The 19,520-nt window shown below is 55.1% G+C and carries 13 protein-coding genes, 1 tRNA gene and 1 pseudogene; 10 read left to right on the forward strand and 5 right to left on the reverse strand.

The window, feature by feature from the left end:
• Positions 1 to 199: 199 nt before the first annotated feature.
• The 3 genes from CKW24_RS18935 to CKW24_RS18945 all read right to left on the reverse strand — a co-directional run bounded on the left by CKW24_RS18935 (position 200) and on the right by CKW24_RS18945 (position 3,602).
• Positions 200 to 1,690: a DUF1254 domain-containing protein gene (locus tag CKW24_RS18935; RefSeq protein WP_095169688.1), complete on the reverse strand. Its 1,491-nt coding sequence runs from the start codon at positions 1,688 to 1,690 to the stop codon at positions 200 to 202.
• Between the two features lie 14 nt (positions 1,691 to 1,704).
• Complete coding sequence (locus CKW24_RS18940) at positions 1,705 to 3,171, reverse strand: DUF1254 domain-containing protein (RefSeq protein WP_095169689.1); 1,467 nt, start codon at positions 3,169 to 3,171, stop codon at positions 1,705 to 1,707.
• Positions 3,172 to 3,392: 221 nt separating this feature from the next.
• A complete protein-coding gene (locus CKW24_RS18945) occupies positions 3,393 to 3,602 on the reverse strand; it encodes a hypothetical protein (RefSeq protein ID WP_095169690.1) in 210 nt (69 codons plus the stop codon).
• Positions 3,603 to 4,055: 453 nt separating this feature from the next.
• On the opposite strand from CKW24_RS18945, the gene CKW24_RS18950 reads away from it, so the two are divergent.
• Positions 4,056 to 4,142 (forward strand) — tRNA-Leu (locus tag CKW24_RS18950).
• 364 nt (positions 4,143 to 4,506) lie between these two features.
• Here the strand turns inward: CKW24_RS18950 and ycaC are convergent.
• Positions 4,507 to 5,133: an isochorismate family cysteine hydrolase YcaC gene (gene ycaC / locus CKW24_RS18955; protein WP_095169691.1), complete on the reverse strand. Its 627-nt coding sequence runs from the start codon at positions 5,131 to 5,133 to the stop codon at positions 4,507 to 4,509.
• 52 nt (positions 5,134 to 5,185) lie between these two features.
• Positions 5,186 to 5,463, reverse strand: a pseudogene (locus CKW24_RS28485) (hydrolase); the annotation flags it as partial.
• 498 nt (positions 5,464 to 5,961) lie between these two features.
• Here CKW24_RS28485 and CKW24_RS18965 point away from each other — a divergent pair.
• The 9 genes from CKW24_RS18965 (at position 5,962) to CKW24_RS19005 (ending at position 19,460) form a co-directional block, all read left to right on the forward strand.
• The gene (locus CKW24_RS18965) at positions 5,962 to 7,302 is read left to right on the forward strand and encodes an EAL domain-containing protein (protein ID WP_095169692.1); all 1,341 of its coding nucleotides are present in this window, start codon (positions 5,962 to 5,964) and stop codon (positions 7,300 to 7,302) included.
• Positions 7,303 to 7,709: 407 nt separating this feature from the next.
• Positions 7,710 to 8,399, forward strand: a complete 690-nt coding sequence (locus CKW24_RS18970) for a response regulator transcription factor (RefSeq protein ID WP_095169693.1) — start codon at positions 7,710 to 7,712, stop codon at positions 8,397 to 8,399.
• Between the two features lie 137 nt (positions 8,400 to 8,536).
• A complete protein-coding gene (locus CKW24_RS18975; protein ID WP_095169694.1) occupies positions 8,537 to 9,202 on the forward strand; it encodes a response regulator transcription factor in 666 nt (221 codons plus the stop codon).
• Complete coding sequence (locus tag CKW24_RS18980) at positions 9,199 to 11,592, forward strand: ATP-binding protein (protein WP_095169695.1); 2,394 nt, start codon at positions 9,199 to 9,201, stop codon at positions 11,590 to 11,592. Before CKW24_RS18975 ends, CKW24_RS18980 begins: the two co-directional genes overlap by 4 nt.
• Positions 11,593 to 11,609: 17 nt before the next feature.
• Positions 11,610 to 13,976 carry an ATP-binding protein gene (locus CKW24_RS18985; RefSeq protein WP_256585501.1) on the forward strand — a complete coding sequence of 789 codons (2,367 nt, stop codon included), beginning with the start codon at positions 11,610 to 11,612 and terminating at the stop codon, positions 13,974 to 13,976.
• A 318-nt stretch (positions 13,977 to 14,294) separates the two neighbouring features.
• Positions 14,295 to 14,837, forward strand: a complete 543-nt coding sequence (locus CKW24_RS18990; RefSeq protein WP_095169696.1) for a fimbrial protein — start codon at positions 14,295 to 14,297, stop codon at positions 14,835 to 14,837.
• 154 nt (positions 14,838 to 14,991) lie between these two features.
• Entirely contained in the window at positions 14,992 to 15,657 is a 666-nt protein-coding gene (locus CKW24_RS18995) for a molecular chaperone (protein ID WP_371917599.1), read from the forward strand.
• A 33-nt stretch (positions 15,658 to 15,690) separates the two neighbouring features.
• Positions 15,691 to 18,288 carry a fimbria/pilus outer membrane usher protein gene (locus CKW24_RS19000; protein WP_095169698.1) on the forward strand — a complete coding sequence of 866 codons (2,598 nt, stop codon included), beginning with the start codon at positions 15,691 to 15,693 and terminating at the stop codon, positions 18,286 to 18,288.
• Positions 18,285 to 19,460 (forward strand): fimbrial protein, encoded by a 1,176-nt coding sequence (locus CKW24_RS19005; protein WP_095169699.1) that lies wholly within the window; start codon positions 18,285 to 18,287, stop codon positions 19,458 to 19,460. Before CKW24_RS19000 ends, CKW24_RS19005 begins: the two co-directional genes overlap by 4 nt.
• Positions 19,461 to 19,520: the final 60 nt, after the last annotated feature.

Below are 19,520 nucleotides of genomic sequence, written 5' to 3' on the forward strand. Positions count from 1 at the left end.
TTGCTTAAAAAATGCTACAAAGTGACAGATTGGATAGCTGATGAGCCAGCATAGGCGGGGCTGTGGGCCGTTACGTTGTAATCCATCATCGAACCGATTTTCGAGCGCTGACCAGCTGCTTTCGACCCAAAGCCGTCACTCGAGAATGCCCAAGACATGAATGCATTCATACACTCATGTCGTTCAGGCCCCTCTCAGATCATTGTTTGACCAAGTCCCCCGGTTTCCATGCCTTGTCGAAGAACGCCTTGGTCGGGCCGTACAGGCGCAGGATCACGAAGAAGCCTTTGCCTGGCAGGGTACGAATCCAGTTCTTGCCTTGACCCGGTGACTCGGGCCCGAAGTGCACGTCAATCGAACCGTCGGCATTCACCAAAGGTTTATCCATGGTGTTCAACGACGGGAACGGCTGGCCGTTGTCCACGCCAGACGCCGTGATCGAGTCATACACCGTCACCGACCAGAACAACGCCGCCGGGATGCCTTTGGGCAGGTTCAACGTGTAGGCGTTGCTGCCCGAGAGGAACTCGCCCTTGGCGTCGACGAAGGTGGCTGGGTACTTGGCGCCGACGTTCTCCATGTTTACCGCCATGCCCGGGCTGGCCGAGTAGGCATTGGTGAAGAAGCCGGTGCGCGGATCGATGTAGTTGAAGGTGTCGGCGGTGAACGTGGCATTGCCCGGGAAGACGTTCAGCCACTTGCGGTCCGGATACCAGGTGCCATTGGAGACGATGGTTTGTGGTGTGTAGGAAGTGGCGTGACCCATTTTACTCGCGGTTTTCGCGGCTTTGTCGAGTAGGTCGCGGGTCGCTGCGTCCGGCTGGAACGGCTTGCCCTTGATGATGCCCAGGGCAGCAAGCATGCCGCGCATTTCCAGGTCCTGCGGATCGACATATTCATGGTCAATGAACCGCGAAAGCATGTCGAACGCGCTGCCATCGGTGGGGTAGAGCATGTTGATCGGCGTTTTCGAGGCGTTCGGGAACTCCATCTTCCTGGCTGTGGCTTCTTTACCCAGTGGATAGATGCGCGTCTGTTCCATGAGCGTGACCGGTGCTTCCAGCTGTTTCGGGTCCTTGAAGAAACCGCGCCAGAACACAAACACGTTGTAGGTACGTGAGCGGTAAGTCAGGTAACCAGGAGGTACTTGCCCCTGGTAATCCGGTGGCAGCACCAGGTACTTGGCACCCTTGCCTTTGTCCGGGCCAGGCAGGCCGACATCGCCGCACCACTGGCGACCGTCGATCTGGCCTTCGGAGCAGATCGGGCGTTGGAAGAAATCGTCGAGAATGCCCTGCATTCCCGGCGGCACTTCAATCACCATCGGGCCGTCCTGCTTCAGGTCCAGATAGCCCATGGCATAGATCACGTCGGAGTTCGGCGTGGTCACCAGGGTCTTGGCGTTGAGTCGGTCTTTCCAGATCGGCAGTACGTTGTAGCCGGCACCGAAGGTTTTCTCCGAGCTTTCTTTCATGGCGTACATGTTCAGTGCCGGCAGAGCCCAGATGTAGGACTGCACGCCACGCTGAAATAACAGCTCGTTCTTGAGCTGGGCCACGCCTTCAAGGGTTGGATAACCGCCAGCGAAGGGCAGATCCGCCAGTTGTTCATAGTGCGTGGCCGCCTGGGCGCCGAGGCTGACCGAAATCGCCAATGCCAGTGTGGTCAGTGTTTTGCTGGCTGCTTTCATCTTCGAAGTCCTTTTCAATTGGCTTTCACCACCGCCGGTGGCGTCCAGCTACCGTCGAGGGCGTCGGCCTGCGGCCAGTAGGCGCGAATGTACAGCGAGAAATCGGCATCTTTAGGCGCAGGCAGCCAGTTGCTTTCCTTGTCCTTGCCCGGTGATTGGCTTTGCACGTAGACGGTCAGCGAGCCATCAGGATTGGTTTGCAGGGATTTGTTCTTGGTGCCGATGGAGTAACGCTTGAGCTCGTTGGGCGAGAAGAAGTGCTGTTCGTTGTACAGCGTCAGCGACCAGAAGCCCTTGACCGGAGGCAGCTTGCCTTTGGCGAACGTCACGCTGTAGCCGTGCTGACCGTTGAGGCGCTGGCCGTTTTCGTCCAGGTCCTGATAGAAGTATTTGGTTTCTTTCTGCTGGTTCACGAATATGTTTGAGCGTGCCACGGCGGTACGGCTGAAATAGTCGGTGCCGAACGCCGCACCGTTGCTCACGGTGCTCCAGTGATTCGGTAATTGCAGGCCATAGTTACGGAACTGCAACAGCGGGTCGATCACTTCGCTGTCGGCCTTTTTCGCCTCGTCGATCATCGCGGCACGGAGCTGCGGGTCGGCCTTGGCGATGGCAGCCAGGGCGGCCATTTGCGCATAACGGGCTTCTTCGCCCGGCAATGGTTTGGCGTCCTTGAGCAGGGCCGGCAGTTCATCGAAGAACTTTTCCGGGATCACCCACTTGGTTTCTGCTTTGCCATCCGAAGCCTGGGCCGGGAATTTCGGTAGTTTGGCCCAGTCGCGCTGTTTGACCTTGCCGTCATATTGGGACAATGGGTACATGTCGATACCGGCCAGGGCCGGTTGCACGGCCTGGCGATCGGCGGCCGTGTCGTCCTGGAATACCCGAGGAATGACGAAACCGGTATTGGTACGTGCACGGAACACTTTGGTGATACCAGCGGGCACCTTGCCGTTCCAGTCCGGGCCGACCAGCAGGTAGAAACCCGGTTGGGTGTTATACATTTTGCCCAGCTCGGCGAAGCTGTCGGAGCGCAGGTCGACCACCTGATACACCCAGAAGCGGCTGCCGAAGTCCGGCACTTGCAGCACCACTGGCTCAAGGTCCAGGGCGATGCTGCCAGCGCCGTAGACGACATCCTGGTTCGGACAGGCTACCAGCCGTTCGGCCGGGTCAATGTAGTCGCTGAGCATCGACAGCCGATTGATGGGGGCCACCGGAACGATGCCCCCCATCAAACCGGGTTCGGGCAGGTCCTTGAAGGCCTGGCGACGATTGAAAATATTGGCCATCGGCCAACCCCAGAAATACGCTTCGCGCGCCATCATTCGCACATAGGGTTCGGTAACCTTGGTACCGACGACAGGCCCCGCGACAGTCGCTTGAACCGCAGGGCTCTGGGCGGCGAGCGCTGAAGTTGCGACGAGCGTACTGACCAACGTGAGTGCAAAGAGGGTGCGGCGATGGGGCAATCGATTCATACAGCATCCTTTCTAGATGGCATTCACCTGAGTAGGTGAGTCGGCTGACAAGATAGACCATCTTCTTCGTTTAATCATGATTCTCTGGGACGGCTCGTATTGGCTGAAAGATGCCTGTCACTAAGTTTTATATTCAGCATCGTTAGGGTTCCCCGAGGCCACCGAAAAATCGTAGTCGGATCCACCTCGGTCTTGGATGCACCCTAAGCATTCACATCGTGTCATTCCGGTGTCATCAGTACCGCAAGCGTTATTTTGATGAACTCTTCATTCCGGTTGATCGTGTCCAGGGCGCCACGCACATTGTCCGCGACGTCTGCGGAGCCGCGCTGCTCGACCCAGTTCGAAAGCTCCATGATGGCGGCTTCAAGGGCGAGTTGGTTCTCATTGAGCTTATAGAGCAGGGAAGGGAGCAGGTCAGTGTTCAGCATCGCGAATCCTCCGTGGAACTTTCAGCGTAGCAGCAGGAGATTTTGAAGGTATGGAAGGCCACTTTCGGGTCAGCAGGGCGCGGGCAATGCTCAAAAAACCGTTCCGCAACCGAAAACGTAGCCCCCGAAAACCGTGGGCGGTAGACCTTTAAAAATCAGTAGCTTGCGGAACGCTATGCGTGCTAACCTATTGAAATACAGGGCTTTATAGATGGATTGCAAATCCACCTACGCCGGTTCGATTCCGACCTCGGCCTCCACTATAAATAGCCCTGTAGATCAACGATCTACAGGGCTTTTTTATTTAAGCTGGTGCGCAATGTTTTGTCCTGGAATTGCCTTGGATGAACTTGCTTCGCAGGGTAGGGGTGTATATATTTCCTCCCCTGTCGCACTAGTAGCAAAAACGACTGGTTGGCTTTAAGTCGTGATTGACCACTACACCGCGCTACCGCCCGAATGGCGAAACTGGTAGACGCATGGGACTTAAAATCCCCCGCTCGTAAGGGCGTGCCGGTTCGATTCCGGCTTCGGGCACCATATATATCAAGGGCTTGCGTGATTTTTCACGCAGGCCCTTGTTCGTTTCTGGTCCGCAAATTCAAAGACCGCTCCGCAACTCACTTTGTTGGAGTGACCTTTTTACCTATCCGTTTGCGGATGACCGCTCTCTGCTTGTCGTGATCGGATGAATCCAAAGCCCCTACCTGACGTTTGAATCGAGGCATCGCCATTGGGTGAGGCGTTTTATTACCACAAATTTACCTACAGTCAGGGCGATCTCACAGAGGGTCTGACGTTGATCGTGAATCGCTCGGCATGACAAAAATAGGTCCCGGCAGTTCAGGGCCTGTTCATTACTATTTGTAAAAGGCCACGGCCCGACGTGGCCCCTGGTTTTGACTTACTTACCGGAAGTTAGCGTGGCATAGCTGGTGATCAGGTTCCGGTAATCCGGGATGTGGTTGGAGAAAAGCGTACCCAAGCCTTCGATGTCGTTGCGCCAGTCGCGGTGCAGCTCACAGGCCAAGCCAAACCAGGTCATCAGTTGTGCGCCGCTTTGGGACATACGATCCCAGGCTGAGTCACGGGTCAGGGCGTTGAAGGTCCCGGAAGCGTCGGTGACCACAAACACCTCGAAGCCTTCGGCCAGGGCCGACAGCGCCGGGAAGGCCACGCACACTTCAGTGACGACGCCAGCGATGATCAACTGCTTCTTGCCGGTGGCCTTGACCGCCTTGACGAAGTCCTCGTTGTCCCAGGCGTTGATCTGTCCCGGGCGGGCAATGTATGGCGCGTCGGGGAACTGAGCCTTGAGTTCGGGCACCAGCGGGCCATTGGGGCCGGTTTCGAAACTGGTGGTGAGGATGGTCGGCAGCTTGAAGTATTTGGCCAAGTCACCGACGGCCAGCACGTTGTTCTTGAATTTGTCCGGGTCGATATCCCGTACCAGCGATAGTAGACCGGTCTGATGATCTACCAGCAGAACTGCAGCGTTGTTCTTGTCCAAGCGGACGTAGGGCTTGCTCATGGTCTAACTCCTTGCAGTGGTAAGCCGGTGCTGGGGCACCAGGGATGAGGGATTAGCGTTCGGAATCCAGTTTTTCGTGCTCGTTGGCCACTTGCTGCGCCTTGAGGTAACACTTGATCAGCAATTGATAGGGCGCGAACACTGCACTGTGGGCTTAGGTGGCTGCACTGAGGCTCGGGATAGCCATGCATTCACTGGTGCGGGGGCCGGCGATGATCAATTGTTCTTGCCGGTGGCCTTGATCGCCTCGACGAAGTCGGAGTTGTCCCAGGCATTGATTTCACCTTTACGAGCGATATAGCGGGTATGCGGCGCAGCTTCGTGAGTTTCCATCAGGTTATTGAGAGTAGTTCTTGTGGCGCGAGCCAGCCTGTCTGCCTGAGTGATTAGGGCATCTGTATAGAAATGTCCTGCCAACAACATTTGTGGTGATGGCAAGTAGATCTCAGGCGCTAGTTCTTTAAGAATCTAATCAATCGCAGCATTCAATCCAATAGGAATCGGACTAAAAATCGGTGCAATGACGTTGGTCGGATTGAGTCTCGACCGTGCCATTGCTCTAAACGATGCTAGACGGTTTGCGTGGGAAAACAGGTGCTTATGGAGAAAACACGTTTTGAAATAATTGGTAGTTGGTGACAATCAATGTTGGATAAGTCTAGAAGGGGCTAGGTGATTTTCAATGGTGGATTACGAGTCATTCGAGGGGTGTTTCGATTCCCGCTGCGACCGTGCCCACGGCTTTGATTTTTTAGTCCCAATCCTATTTGATTCTTTTTTTGCGCTGATAAGCTTTTTTCCTGAAACCGAATCAGGAAAGCTACTGTCATGATCCTACACACCGTCGTGCCCGACGAGTTCAAGGCGTTAGGCGTTATTACGTTGACCGCTGTCACTGCCTGCGCGCACCGGCTTGCCGATGCACTAAATTACATGGGGGTTACCCCGCGAGCCAACCTATCGTCCTTAAGCATGGTGGAAGACTACCTGATCGAGAATCCGGTAGACGTCATCGTATGTGAAATTCACCCCGAGTGTGATGCAGGCTTGATGTTGCCAAGCCTTCTCAAGCGACTCCATGAAGGCGGTAGCCTGACGCAGATCCCCAGCATCTTTTGGACCGGGGAAATCACGATGAGAGCACCGGCACGGGTAGTCGATGGAAAACGTTTGTTTAATCAGCAAGTGCCTAGCCATCAGTTCTGGGTCAAGTGCATGGGCGGCGTGACAGTTAGCGCACTAGAGTCCCATGCTCGACTGGCACGGGCAGCGGAAATCCACGTGGAAATCCTGCGTGAAGGTGGGGCTCTGGGCCTAGGCGATGCCTTGCGGGCGGTGGTACTCACTCGCGTAAAGTCCGATCCTAAACAACACATGGAAACCTTCACCTCTCTGGCCGAAGATGAAGTGATCAATGCGCTCACTACAGGGGAGGGGCTGCGTTTCGTGTTCCAGCCGCAATTCGAACTGTTGAGCCGGCGTGTCGTGGGGGCTGAGGCGTTAGTGCGGTGGAGGCATCCGCACTTCGGCGAAATTCCGCCTTCAGTACTGATGCCACTGGTTAATCGGTTGGGCCTGGACCTGTTGTTGTTCAGTCTGGTTGAGATGTGGACGCTCAGGGTGATGCTTGCACTCAAGCGTGAAAATATTTGGATTCCTATCGCCGTGAATGCGTCAGCAAAGACTATTTGTACACCGCAGTTCGCTGATCGGCTGGCGGCACGCATGCATCAGGCCGACTTGCCGACCCGACTGTTGAAAATCGAACTCACCGAGGATGTGCCAGAGCCGGATGAGCTCTATCTTTCCGCCTCGTTGACGGCCATACGGGCCAAGGGGTTTCAGGTGTCGCTGGACGACTTCGGAACTGGGGCGGCCACGATGAATCTGTTGGCGAACTTGTCGTTCGATGAGATGAAAATCGATGGTTCGTTTGTTCGTGATGTCGGGAGGCATTCGTCGTCGCGCAAGGTCATCGGCGGTATAGCCAATTGGGCAGAGCTGCTTAATTTGAGTCTGGTGGCCGAGGGAATCGAGGATGAGTCGACGATTCCGCTGTTACACCGTTTGGGGTGTCGGATAGGGCAGGGTTACGCTTTGGCACGGCCGATGGAGATCGATGCTTTTTTGAACTTCATTACTCAAAAGGAAATGAGTCAACAACGCTAACCAGCTTTGTTGAACGTGCGGTTTGTCTGAGAATTAAAGTTCGAGTCTGCTCCTGTTAATGCTGCGTTTTTAGGAGTTTTCCGATGTTAACTTGAATGCGGTTGAACTAATTTAAGATTGTCGATGTTTTCAGGTTGTTTACTACCTTAGCCAATTTGTTAGTCGGTTGAGGAGTCGGTGTGCCTGGGCTGTTAGAATACTCCGAAATGCCCGAGAGCCTAATCGGTTGTCCATGGATGTGAGATTGTGCATTTGGTGGTTTTTCTGTCTCGCTTTTAGTGTTCAATTGCTCAGTTGTCCGGGCGCAGTTTTTGTTGTAGGTCTCATCTGACGTGACGACAACTTACTGGTGGTGAGAGGTTTGTGCTTCTCATATTTTTGTTCGTTATACAAAGTGCCTGTACTCTATGAAATGCTTGCAAATTGCTTTGCTGGATGATCATGCAATCGTGCGACATGGTTTGGTGAGTCGACTGGTGCAGGAGTCCGACTTTGAGGTGGTTGGCGTTTATGCCCGCTCCCGTGACCTGATGGCAGGTCTCGCGGCAGTTCCGGCAGAGGTATTGTTACTGGATTTCGTTCTCGGTCCTCATGAGCAGGACGGCGTCATGCTGATTCGTGCTTTGCGGGTGAAGTTTCCGAAATGCCGCATCCTAGTGTTTTCAACTCATTATGATGCGGCCACGGTGATACTTGCGTTGCGCGTTGGTGCTCGCGGATTTATCAGTAAGGCTGAGGATATGAACCAACTGATCAGCGCCGTCCGGCTTGTAGCCTCAGGAGGGATATACCTGACCCCCGACATGGCGTACCGCGTCGCGGAGGCTACTGCGACCAATAATGACGGTGAGGAGCAAAGCCGAGGAGATGCGTTGCGCTTTGTCAGCCTGTCTGCCCGTGAGCAGGAGGTGATTCGCTGTTATCTCGCGGGCATGAGCATCACCGATATCGCTGAAAAATTCAGGCGCAGTATCAAGACGATTAGCTCACAGAAATCCTCGGCTTTCCGTAAGCTGGGCGTAGTGTCGAACAATGAGCTGTTCAGGATCAGGCATATTATTGAAGGGGGTGGGGACCGCACAGAACCAATCGACTAGGCCTTCTTTGAAAAAGGAATGCTAGGATGTGTCATTAGCCGTTGATGCATACACTCATCTGTATGGCACACGGTTTACTGTTCTATCCTATTATTCCAACAGCGCTGGATGCGCTGAGCTGAGTGGGTTAAATCACGATGAAACCTATACGTATTGCGTTGTTGGATGATCATGCTGTCGTTCGGCACGGACTTGTCAATACTCTGGCGGCCGAGGCGGACTTTGAGGTGGTTGGCATTTATGAGAAAAGTCGCGATCTTATCGCCGGCCTTGCCACAGTCCTTGCGGACTTGTTACTTCTTGATTTTTCCTTGAGTCCCGATGAGTTGGACGGTGTGGCGCTGATTCGAGCCTTGCGGGTCAAGTTTCCTAGCTGCCACATCCTCGTACTTTCCGCTCACTACGACCCGGCGACTGTGGGCTTGGCCATGCGGGTCGGTGCCCGAGGCTTTGTCGGCAAGGGTGAGGACATGGCTCAATTGGTCAAGGCGATCCGCAAAGTGGTGTCGGGTGCAGTCTACCTGAGCAACTCAATGACCTATCGCCTAGCAGAAACGGTCACCAGCGATACTCGCAACGATGCAAGCGAAGCGCCAGATGCGCTAGTCCAGGCAGAGTTGACCAGCCGAGAACAGGAAGTCATTCGATGTTATCTGGCGGGCATGACCGTGAGTGAGATTGCCGATAAGTTCAATCGTAGTATCAAGACCATCAGCACCCAGAAAACCTCGGCGTTTCGCAAGCTTGGGGTCACGTCAAATAATGAGCTGTTCAAGCTCAATAAGATCATCAGTCCACCATGAGGCAATGCCTGCTTAGGATCCTGCTGCTGTTTTGGCTGGGGGGCGGAGCTTCGCTCATCCAGGCCGCGCCGGTTGAACTGAGTGCTGAAGAGCGACAGTGGGTCGCGCTGCACCCGACGTTACGGGTAGGGGTAGTCGAGGACCTGATTCCTTTCGAATACATGAAAGACGGGGAGTTACACGGGCGATCAAAACAGTATCTGCAATTTCTAACGGCGGCCACGGGGCTTCAATTCACGTATGTGCCGGGTAAAACCAGGGCGATACGCGAGCAAATGCTGGTGGATGGCCAAGTAGACATACTGTCCTCCTACTTGCGCTTCCGGTCAGAGCGGGTGAATACAGTACTTAAGGCACTGGTCTATCACACTACCGCTCCCATCATCGTGACGCGTGTTGATCGCCCGGATGTTTTCGATATAGATCAACTGCAGGGCAGGACTGTGATGATTCCTGATGTCGACTACTACGAGCAGATGTTCAGGGGGCGCTCGCTCCAAGCTACCTTGATCAGAAGTAAGTCGGCCGTGGATATGCTGAACAGGGTCGTGGAGGGCAGCGCTGATGCGGTGGTCGCCACGGAAACCTTCCTGATGCCGTACTTGTACCGACGGTTCAAGGGGGTTCTGGAGACTTCGGGCGTGGTCGGGAGCCAGATGTTGGACGTGAGCATGGCTGCCCGAACAGACCAGGCAGTATTGATATCTATTCTCGAAAAAGTCCTGGGGTCGATTACTACCGAACAGCGCCAGGTCATCTATGAGCAGTGGTATCAGGAGCTGGATGTGGACGCGCCCACACTGACGAGTATTGTCAGTCATTATCTGCACGCGTTGATCCTGGCTCTCGTGGCATTAGCCAGCTTGTGCCTAATGGTCTATCGCGGCCACCGCCAGCGACAGATTGCGGTGCGTAACGAGCAGGAAAAAACTATGTTCCTGACAGTTATGAGTCATGAAATTCGTTCGCCGATGAATGCGGTGCTGGCGGCTATTGAGTTGTTATGGCACACCCGCCTCAATGAGCAGCAACGCCACCTCGCTCACCTGGCCAATAGCGGTGCCAGCGCGTTGGTACGCCTGCTTGATGATGGGCTGCACACGCCTGATCCGAACATCCGGCCGTTATGCCTCGCCATTGAGCCAACCGACGTCACGGTGCTGGTGGAAGGAGTCGTGGGCCTGCATCGCTTGCGTGCCCGGGAAAAGCGTCTGAGCCTGAACCCGAGAGTCCAGGCGAAGATGCCCCTGTTGTTGCTCGACAGTTCACGTCTGACGCAGATTCTTCATAACCTGCTTTCCAATGCCATCAAGTTCACTGATTCCGGTGATGTCGATATCAGCGTACACCTGGCTGCCTTGCAGGATGATGCCCTGCAGTTGCAGGTTGAGGTCTGTGATACTGGGATCGGTGTTAGCAAAGCGGAAACGGCAACTTTGTTCCGACCCTATGCCCAGGCCAGCCATTCCAGTAATCATGCAGGGGGGACGGGGCTCGGCCTGGTGATCTGCCAGCAAATGGTTCGTTTGATGGGGGGTGAGTTGATGTTCAGCAGTGAGTTGGGGGTTGGCACCACGGTAACCATCTGCTTACCCGCGACGCTTGCTCCTGAGTCTCCGTTCATGTCGGCTATAGAGCCGCTCCCATCCCAGCTGGCCGATACCGGCTTACAGATATTGGTCGTGGAAGACACGCTGGCCAACCAAGAAGTATTGCGAGCGCAGATCAGCGGTTTTGGCTGTCGGCCTGTGTTAGCTGCCGATGCCGCCCAGGCCACAGCTTTGTTTGAGCAAAGTGCTTACAATCTTATTCTGATGGACTGCGACCTCCCGGATCAAGATGGCTACAGCCTGGTCCAGGGTTTGCGGGTTTTTGAATTGCAGTTGGGCCGCACACGTTGTCCGATCATTGCCATCTCAGCCTTGACTGGCGACCAGCACCTTCAGCGCTGTCTCGATGCCGGGATGGATGCAGTGCTGAGCAAGCCCATTCGCCTTGGGCATCTGGCTGAGGTCATTGAGCGCTGGTGTAGCGTCAAGCTGGCGGCTCCGAGCGCGAGCTTGATGGCTCCCGAACTGGACCAAGTTTCGATTAATCGGGAAATGGCCGGCGATCTGGGGAGCCTGATCAAGGCCTTGGCGCTGTGTGATCGTCCTACTGCGCTGCACGCTACCCACCGCTTGCATGGTGCAGCATTGATCATGGAATGGTTAGTCCTGGGGGCGGCAGCAGAGCGTATGGAATTGCTGCTGCGCAGGGAAGAGGGCTGGGATAGTCCTGCCTACGCGCAAGCACTAGAGGCACTGGTTCAGCAGTGGCAAGCACTGAGCGGCGATAGGCTGCTCGATGTGCTGCCGGTGGTCCGCGCACATCGGATGGCACCACTGTGAGGGGGATGTGGCCGCGCGTGTTGCTCACGTTGGTTCTGCTGGGGCATCTGGCTGGAGTGGGCGCAGATACTGGCCCAGTGCCGATGATATTGACGCAGCAGGAGCGGGACTGGATCAAGGCCAACCCGGTACTGCGTGTCGGGGTCTTCGAGGACCTGCTGCCTTTTGAATATATCAGCAGTGATCAACTGCGAGGCCTGTCTGCCAAGTACCTGCAACTGATCACGCTGCGCACGGGCCTGCATTTCAAGTCGGTGGCTACCACCACCCGTAGCGCTCGCAAAGCCATGCTAATCAGCGGTGAAGTCGACATTTTGCCCACCCGACGCAGGTCTGATGACCCTGTCGAGGATCGTGGGATGCTCTACACCCAGCCTTACAACACCAGTTCAACCATTCTTGTCAGCCGCTTTGACGACCACCCTTTCGCTGAACTGGAAGATCTTGCCGGTAAACGGTTGGTGATGCTGAGCCGTGAAGTTTACGCCCCGTTCCTGAGCAAAAAGGTTCCAGGCATCACGATCATCTCCGCCCAGAACGCCGTGGACATGATGATGATGGTCAAGGATGGCCGCGCCGATGCGGCCATTGCTTCGGAGTGGATGCTCATCCCGTATTTGTCTCGCCAATACCAGGGCGTGTTGCAGATTTCCGGCGTGGTGCCGCAGTTGCATACCGGAGTGAGCATGGCGGTGCGTGACTCCGACGTGATCCTGCTATCCATTCTGGAGAAGGCACTGGCCTCGGTCACAGGGGATGAGCGCAAGGCGATCTATGACGCTTGGTTTGCCGACATGAACCTGGACATACCTACCATCAAGGCCATTGCTGAACACTTCCAAGAAGAGTTGTGGCTATTACTCGCCGTGGTAGCGTTGCTCGTGACGCTGGTTTGGCAAAGTTGGATCCAGCGCCGTCGTGCTCTGCATCGCGAGCAGGAGAAAGCGATGTTCCTGGCCGTCATGAGTCACGAAATTCGCTCGCCCATGAATGCGGTGCTGGCGGCTGTAGAATTGCTGCAGCACACTCTCCTCGACGAACAGCAGCTTCATTTCACCAACCTTGCAAATAGCGGTGCCAATACCTTGCTGCGCTTAGTGGATGATGTGCTGGACATCTCCAAGATTGAGGCTGGACAGTTCAAGCTTAACCCGGGGCCGGTTGACGTCTGGCAATTGACCCAGCAAGTGATGGATGAACACCAAGTTTATGCCGAGCAAAAGGGTCTGTTGCTGACATTAGCGGGTGAGCGATTTAATACCCCCTTGTCGCTGGACGAAGCGCGAGTGGCACAGATCTTGTGCAACCTGATTTCCAATGCCATCAAATTTACCGTAAACGGCCAGGTTGAGGTGCAGTTACAGATGCTTGAGGGGGGCATGGGTGACTTCAGCCACTTGCGAATCAGGGTCATTGACAGCGGTGTTGGTTTGTCCAGGCAGGCACAGCTTTCGTTGTTCCGGCCTTATGCTCGGTCCACGCACTCTTACAATCGCACGGGCGGGACCGGTCTGGGCTTGGTGATGTGTCGGCGGTTAGTGAAACTGATGCGCGGCAAGCTAAGGCTCACTAGCACGCTTGGCGTTGGTACCCGGGTGGACGTGACGTTGCCCGTCAAGTGGGTCCCGCGCCGGGATTCGCTTTCGCGAGATGAAATGACGGTAGTCGCAACAACAGACATTGCAGCGCTCGGCAATGGGTTGCAGGTGCTGGTGGTGGAAGGCTCGTCGGACAACCAGCAAGTGTTAGTGGAACAACTCCATTACCTCGGCTGTGAGGTTTTGCTTGCGGCTGATACCACCCAGGGACTGGCTTGTTTCGGCGCGCATCGGGTCGCTATGGTGTTGATCAATTGTGACTTGCCAGAAGCTGATGACTACACTCTGGCTGGGGCCTTTCGTGATCTAGAGCACGAACAGCAACGAGCGTATTGCCCGATTGTTGGCATGTCGGCGCTCACTGACAACGACCACCTCGAGCGTTGTTTTGATGTTGGAATAGATGGCTTGCTGGCTCTCCCCGTCAGTCAGGGCAAATTGCAGCAAATGATTGAGCTCTGGTGCGACGTTTCCTTGGCGCCCGAAGTGCAACCACAGTCCGAGCAGAATCATGAAGGGGAGAAGGAGCATGCTGAGCTTCGCAAAACTCTCAGTAGTCTGATTGAGGCTATCGCCCTGCGTGATCGCAGTTGGGTGTTGCAGGTGCTGCCTCAGTTACGCGGTGTGGCGCTGGCTGTGGGGTGGGCGGATATCACGACCCCAGCCGGAGAAATCGAGCGGCTACTGCGTGGTGACGCGAACTGGCCCGCTACGGCTATCGCGGATCACCTTTGCATTCTGCTCAAGCAGTGGGCTGACCTTCTCTGCGATGTCCAGACAAGCTGATTTATTGATACGCCCAGAAAATGCGCCATCGGCAATTGAACAAAACTATTTTCTCTCGCTGAGTTGAGTTTTTAGGAGTGATCCTATTGATTTGGTGTGGAGTTGTTTGTCATCTCGGTAATTGTACTAAGCAGTGGGTTTATAAGTTTTTTGATGTTGATTAGTTATGGGGTTTTAGCGGTTATTCGATTTTTCGGAGTACTCCTATATTGCGTTTGTCGTGTGTTCCTTACACTTCATCTCGCACCAACACAGGAGCGCTTCCGCGGAAGGAGGCCTCCGAACTTAATATAAGTATTCTGACTCCGGAGTTTCTTCATGAATTACAAAGCCCGCGCCCTTGCTGTACTGGTCGCTGCAACCGCCACCTCTGCCGCTACCGCGGCGGACGGCACCATCAACTTTAACGGCTTTCTGATGGCCGAGACCTGCACCGTTGCTGTGAACAACGGCCAGGCAAGCGGAACGACCGTCACGCTGCCAACACTGTCTACGTCGGTGCTGTCTGCAGCTGGCCTAGTTGCGGGTCAGACCTTCTTCAACATTCAGCTGAGCAAGTGCTCCGCCTCACTCAAAACCGCAGCAGCTTACTTTGAAGGTGGTGGCACCGTAGATTCAAATACCGGTAATCTGAGGAACTCTGGTGGAGCCACCAAAGTTCAGCTGCAACTGGTCGATGCAACCAACGGCAAGGTAATCAAAGCCGGCGATACTGGCCAGGTCGCTACCACCAGCCGTATTGATATCGACGGTAAGACTTTCACTGCAGAACTACCATATGCCGTTCAGTATTTCGCTGAAGCCGCTACGGGTCCGGGTACAGTTGTCAGCTCCGTGACTTACTCTATTAATTATCAGTAAGTCGCAAGTTATCGGTGTGCGCCCTGTTCCAACTAGAACGGGGCGAGCATCCAGGCGGCAATGGGATGACGTAATGCTTTGTACACTTCCATTCAAACAACTTCTTTTGGCAAGCTTTACCGCGCTGATGTGTTTTCAGGCATCTGCTGGTGTAGTGATCACGGGAACCCGGGTGGTCTACGAAGCGGATCAGAAGGAAATCTCGGTTAAGCTCAACAATAACGGAACACAGCCTGCGCTGACGCAGTCGTGGATCGATACCGGTAGCGTGGAGTCGACACCCACCAGCTCCAAGGCGCCGTTCTTGCTCTCGCCCCCCGTGGCACGTATTGATCCGGCCAAGGGGCAAACCCTTCGGGTGATGTTCACGGGTGCTCCTTTGATCCAGGACAAGGAGTCGGTGTTCTGGCTCAACGTGCTGGAGATTCCTCCTAAGCCCCAAGGCGCGGGGGATGTCAATACGCTGCAGATGGCGTTTCGCTCGCGGATCAAGCTGTTCTATCGCCCAACAGGATTAGTGGGTACCGCCAGTGAAGCAATGGAACAGGTGCAGTGGCAGTTGGTTTCTGCCAGTAATGGCCAAGGCTTGGCCCTGCAAGCGTTCAATCCGTCGGCGTTTCACGTATCGCTGATTGAGTTGGATGTGGTGGTCGGCGCCCAGCGTGCGCCTAGCGAGGACGGGATGATTGCCCCGGGTGAAACCCGACAATTTTTGCTGCCAACGCTTAAGGCCCGGCCGACCGGTCCTGCCCAGGTCGAGTTCAGCGCCATCAATGATTACGGTGCACTGATTCCGATCCGCAAAACACTCAAGCCCTGATTAATCCCTGACGATTTTACGCGCGAGTTATTTATGCAGACCTCTTCCCGCTCCAGGTTGTTACTGGGGGCGCAGCCCCGCTTCGCCTTGAATCCGCTGACTATCTTGATTTTAAAGGTGCTGGCAATTGCTCCAGGCGCATGTGGTGTGTCCGGTGCGCTTGCGCAAGAGGTGCAGTTCAACGAGGCGTTCCTGCCTGAAGACTCGCGTAGCATTGATCTTGGTGCCTATCAGAGCGGCAACCCGGTGATGCCGGGACGGTATCGCGCAGACGTGATACTCAATGGTCAGATGAACAGTAGCCACGATGTTCGCATCGAGGCGCAAGCCGATGGTAGTAACCCCGTCGTTTGCATGAGTCGTGGAATACTGGAGCGTCAGGGCGTAGAGATGTCCAGCTTGTCGGCTGAGGCTAGCCAGCTCCTCGACAGCGAGGATTGCGCGGCATTGGGGATTTTGATTGCGGGTGCCACCGCGAGCTTTTCGCCCGAGAACCAGGCCCTCGACCTTAGCATTCCTCAAGTGGCGCTCAAGCGTAATGCACGGGGCTATGTCAGCCCGGAGTTGTGGGATCGCGGCGTGACGGCAGGCATGCTCAGCTACAACTTCAATGGCAATCGCAACCGTACCAGCACCGGCAACTTTGACTCGGCCTACTTGGGACTCAATGCCGGCCTTAACCTGGGTGACTGGCGCCTTCGCCATAACGCCTCGATGAGCTGGCAAACACTCCAGGGCAATCAGTATCATGCCTTGGACAGTTACGCCCAGCGCGATATCACCGCGCTGAAAAGCCAGTTGACGGTGGGGGAGTCGAACACTACGGGCGAGATATTTGACACCTTGTCGTATCGCGGCGTGCAATTGGCCAGCGACGATCGGATGCTGCCTGATTCGATGCGCGGTTATGCGCCGGTGATTCGCGGTATTGCCCGTACCAACGCGCGGGTTACCGTACGCCAGGCTGGCAACGTGCTGCTGGAAACCACTGTGGCTCCTGGTGCTTTTGTTATCGACGACTTGTATTCCACCGGCTACGGTGGCGACCTCAACGTGACGGTTGCCGAAGCGGACGGTACCGAACAGAGTTTTGTCGTGCCGTATGCTTCGGTCAGCCAATTACTGCGCCCCGGCACCTCACGTTTCAGCCTGACCGCCGGTGAAACCCGAAACAATTATGTCGACGATCAGGCTCGCCTGCTGCAAGGTACGCTGCAATATGGCCTGAACAACACCTTCACCGGTTTTGGTGGTGTGCAATCGAGTGACAACTACATGGCGGTACTCGCCGGCGTTGCCTTTGGCACGCCCATTGGCGCCATGGCTGCGGATGTGACTCACGCCCAAACTGATCTGGCGAGCGGAGCCGCCAAAGGGCAGAGCATGCGCCTGTCCTACAGCAAAAATATCCTCAGCACCGGCAGTAACTTCTCAGTCGCGGCTTACCGGTTCTCCACCGGTGATTACTTGGATTTCAGCAACGCCGTACAACTACTGGATGCAGAGAAAAACGGTTGGGACGCCAGCATGTTCGGGCGCCCGCGCAGCCGTTTGTCCGTGACGGCAGACCAGAGCCTGGGATCATGGGGCCAAGTAGCGATCAGCGGTTATGCGCAGAATTACTGGAACCTGCCGGGCAGCGACGTGCAGTACCAATTCAGTTATGGCAAGCAGTTCAATCGTGTGAGTTTCAGTTTGAATGCCAACCGTAGCCGCATCGGCTTGGGCGACATGGAAAACAGCCTACTGCTGACTATGAGCATGCCTCTGGAGTTTGGTGCTTCGAGGTTTGGTCCACAACTGACAGCTCAGGTTGGTCGAGACACCCGAGGCCACTTCAATGAGCAGGCGGGAATTAGTGGTTCAGCCGGAGAGGACCGTCAGTACGGTTACGGCGCGTCTTTCGCTCATGACAGCGCAAGCAACAGCAAAAGCTCCTCGCTCAACGGTCAATATACCGGAGCTCGTTCTATGCTTAGTGCCGCGCTGGGACGAGGAGATGGATATACCAGCATGTCACTGGGGGCCAGCGGGACAATGGTCGCGCATGCCGACGGCCTGACGATGACACCTTACCGTGGCGAGACCATGGCAATCGTCAGTGCGCCTGGCGCCGAGGGAGCTAAAGTGGCAGGGCATCCAGGACTCAAGCTCGATAGCAGCGGCAACGCCGTGGTGCCGTACCTGCGCCCTTATGAGTTGAATGAAGTGGCAATCGACCCGATTGGTAGTTCACTGGACGTTGAACTCAACGAAACCAGCCAACAGGTGGCCCCCCGTGCAGGTGCCGTGGTGCATCTCAAATACACGACCAACCTAGGCCGTGCCGTGCTGCTCAATGTGCGCCTGGACGATGGCAGCAGCTTGCCCTTTGGCGCAGGCGTGATGGATGGCGAAGGTGCCTCGGTGGGCATGGTCGGCCAGGGCGGACAACTTTATGCGCGCATCAAGCCTGAAACCCAACAGTTGTTGATCAATTGGGGCAGCAAGACCCATCAACGGTGCGCACTGATGATTCCTCCAGGGCCCGGCGAGGGGCAGCAATTGCAGCAAGTGGACGCCGTTTGTGCGGCCGGTAAACAGGTCGCTGATAGCGCCCGCTCCGAGAACACGCAGAAGGTATCATTATGAAACTTGGCTCTTTGATCAAATCAGTGTTGGCATCTACTGCACTCTGGACCTTGGCTGATATAGCAGTGGCGGCGCCGACCTGTAAATATCTCACCGGAGCAACTAACGGAACTGTGCCACTGCAGGTGTCAGCTATCACCGTCGGGCGTAATGTGGCGATAGGAAGTGAAGTTTATCGTCAGTCGTTTAAGATTGCTCCGAATAAAGCTCCTAAGGTGAGCTGTACTTATGATGCCTCGTTTCAAATAAAGGGCACATTTCAGGTAGGGTCTTTAGCTAAAAAGGCCAACTGGTCTGGAGGGAAGTATGCCAACCAAGTTTATGAAACAAACATAGATGGGCTGGGGGTTGCAATAGTTTCTAGGTATGGCGTTCTACCTGCGAGCTTTAGTGCGCGGATTGAAGAGGTTGCTGGTGATGGTAGTACTTGCCCGCGATCGGGAATCTGTAATTTTCATTACGATGGAATTAGCGGCGGAGTTAATGCTGGGTATATGAGCTATGATTTGGTCTTTATCAAGATCGGTGATGTTAAGCCAGGTCGTCTCCAAGGCGCAAGTATACCTACTATGATAATGTCAGTCCAATTCGATAATATCCCAATGCGCGGGCTCACGATCAATATGGAGGGAGGTATTGATATAGTGTCGCGTACTTGCAGTACACCAGATGTAGTGGTGCCAATGGGTACTCATTTGACAACGGTTTTCGCTAATCAAGGCAGTGCTTCCGACTGGAAGGATGTTCCAATTGCCTTGATTAACTGCCCAGCATTTCATGGAATGTATACTAGCAATGCTCCTGGTTGGATCTCGCAAGGCGGTCAGAACGCCGGCGGCAAGGGCGTTACAGGAACGGCGGATAAGAATGATCTAGCCTTTCGTATCGATCCAGTTCGAACAGTGATTAACACGAGTCGGGGCGCTGTACTGAGTCTCGACCCGAGCGTCGGGGGAGGGGCACCAGCGGCCAGCGGTGTGGGTGTACAGATTGCTACCAAAGATGGTGTCACCTTGCCTTTGAGAAGAGAGGTAAGTAGTGGAGTCTCTCTACAACCCAGGGAGGGAAGTTATACCATCTTGCTGCGTGCCCGGTACCTGCGTACCAGTACGCAGCAGGTGACGCCGGGCCCGGCCAATGCATCGGCGACGTTTACGATTATTTATCGGTGATTTTTTACTGGGGTAGCCGCCCATAATGATTCGTACTGCAAAACCTAAATTTGTGAAAGG

Origin of the sequence: Pseudomonas sp. Irchel 3H3 (genome assembly GCF_900187635.1) — a bacterium.
In the GTDB taxonomy this organism is placed as follows: domain Bacteria; phylum Pseudomonadota; class Gammaproteobacteria; order Pseudomonadales; family Pseudomonadaceae; genus Aquipseudomonas.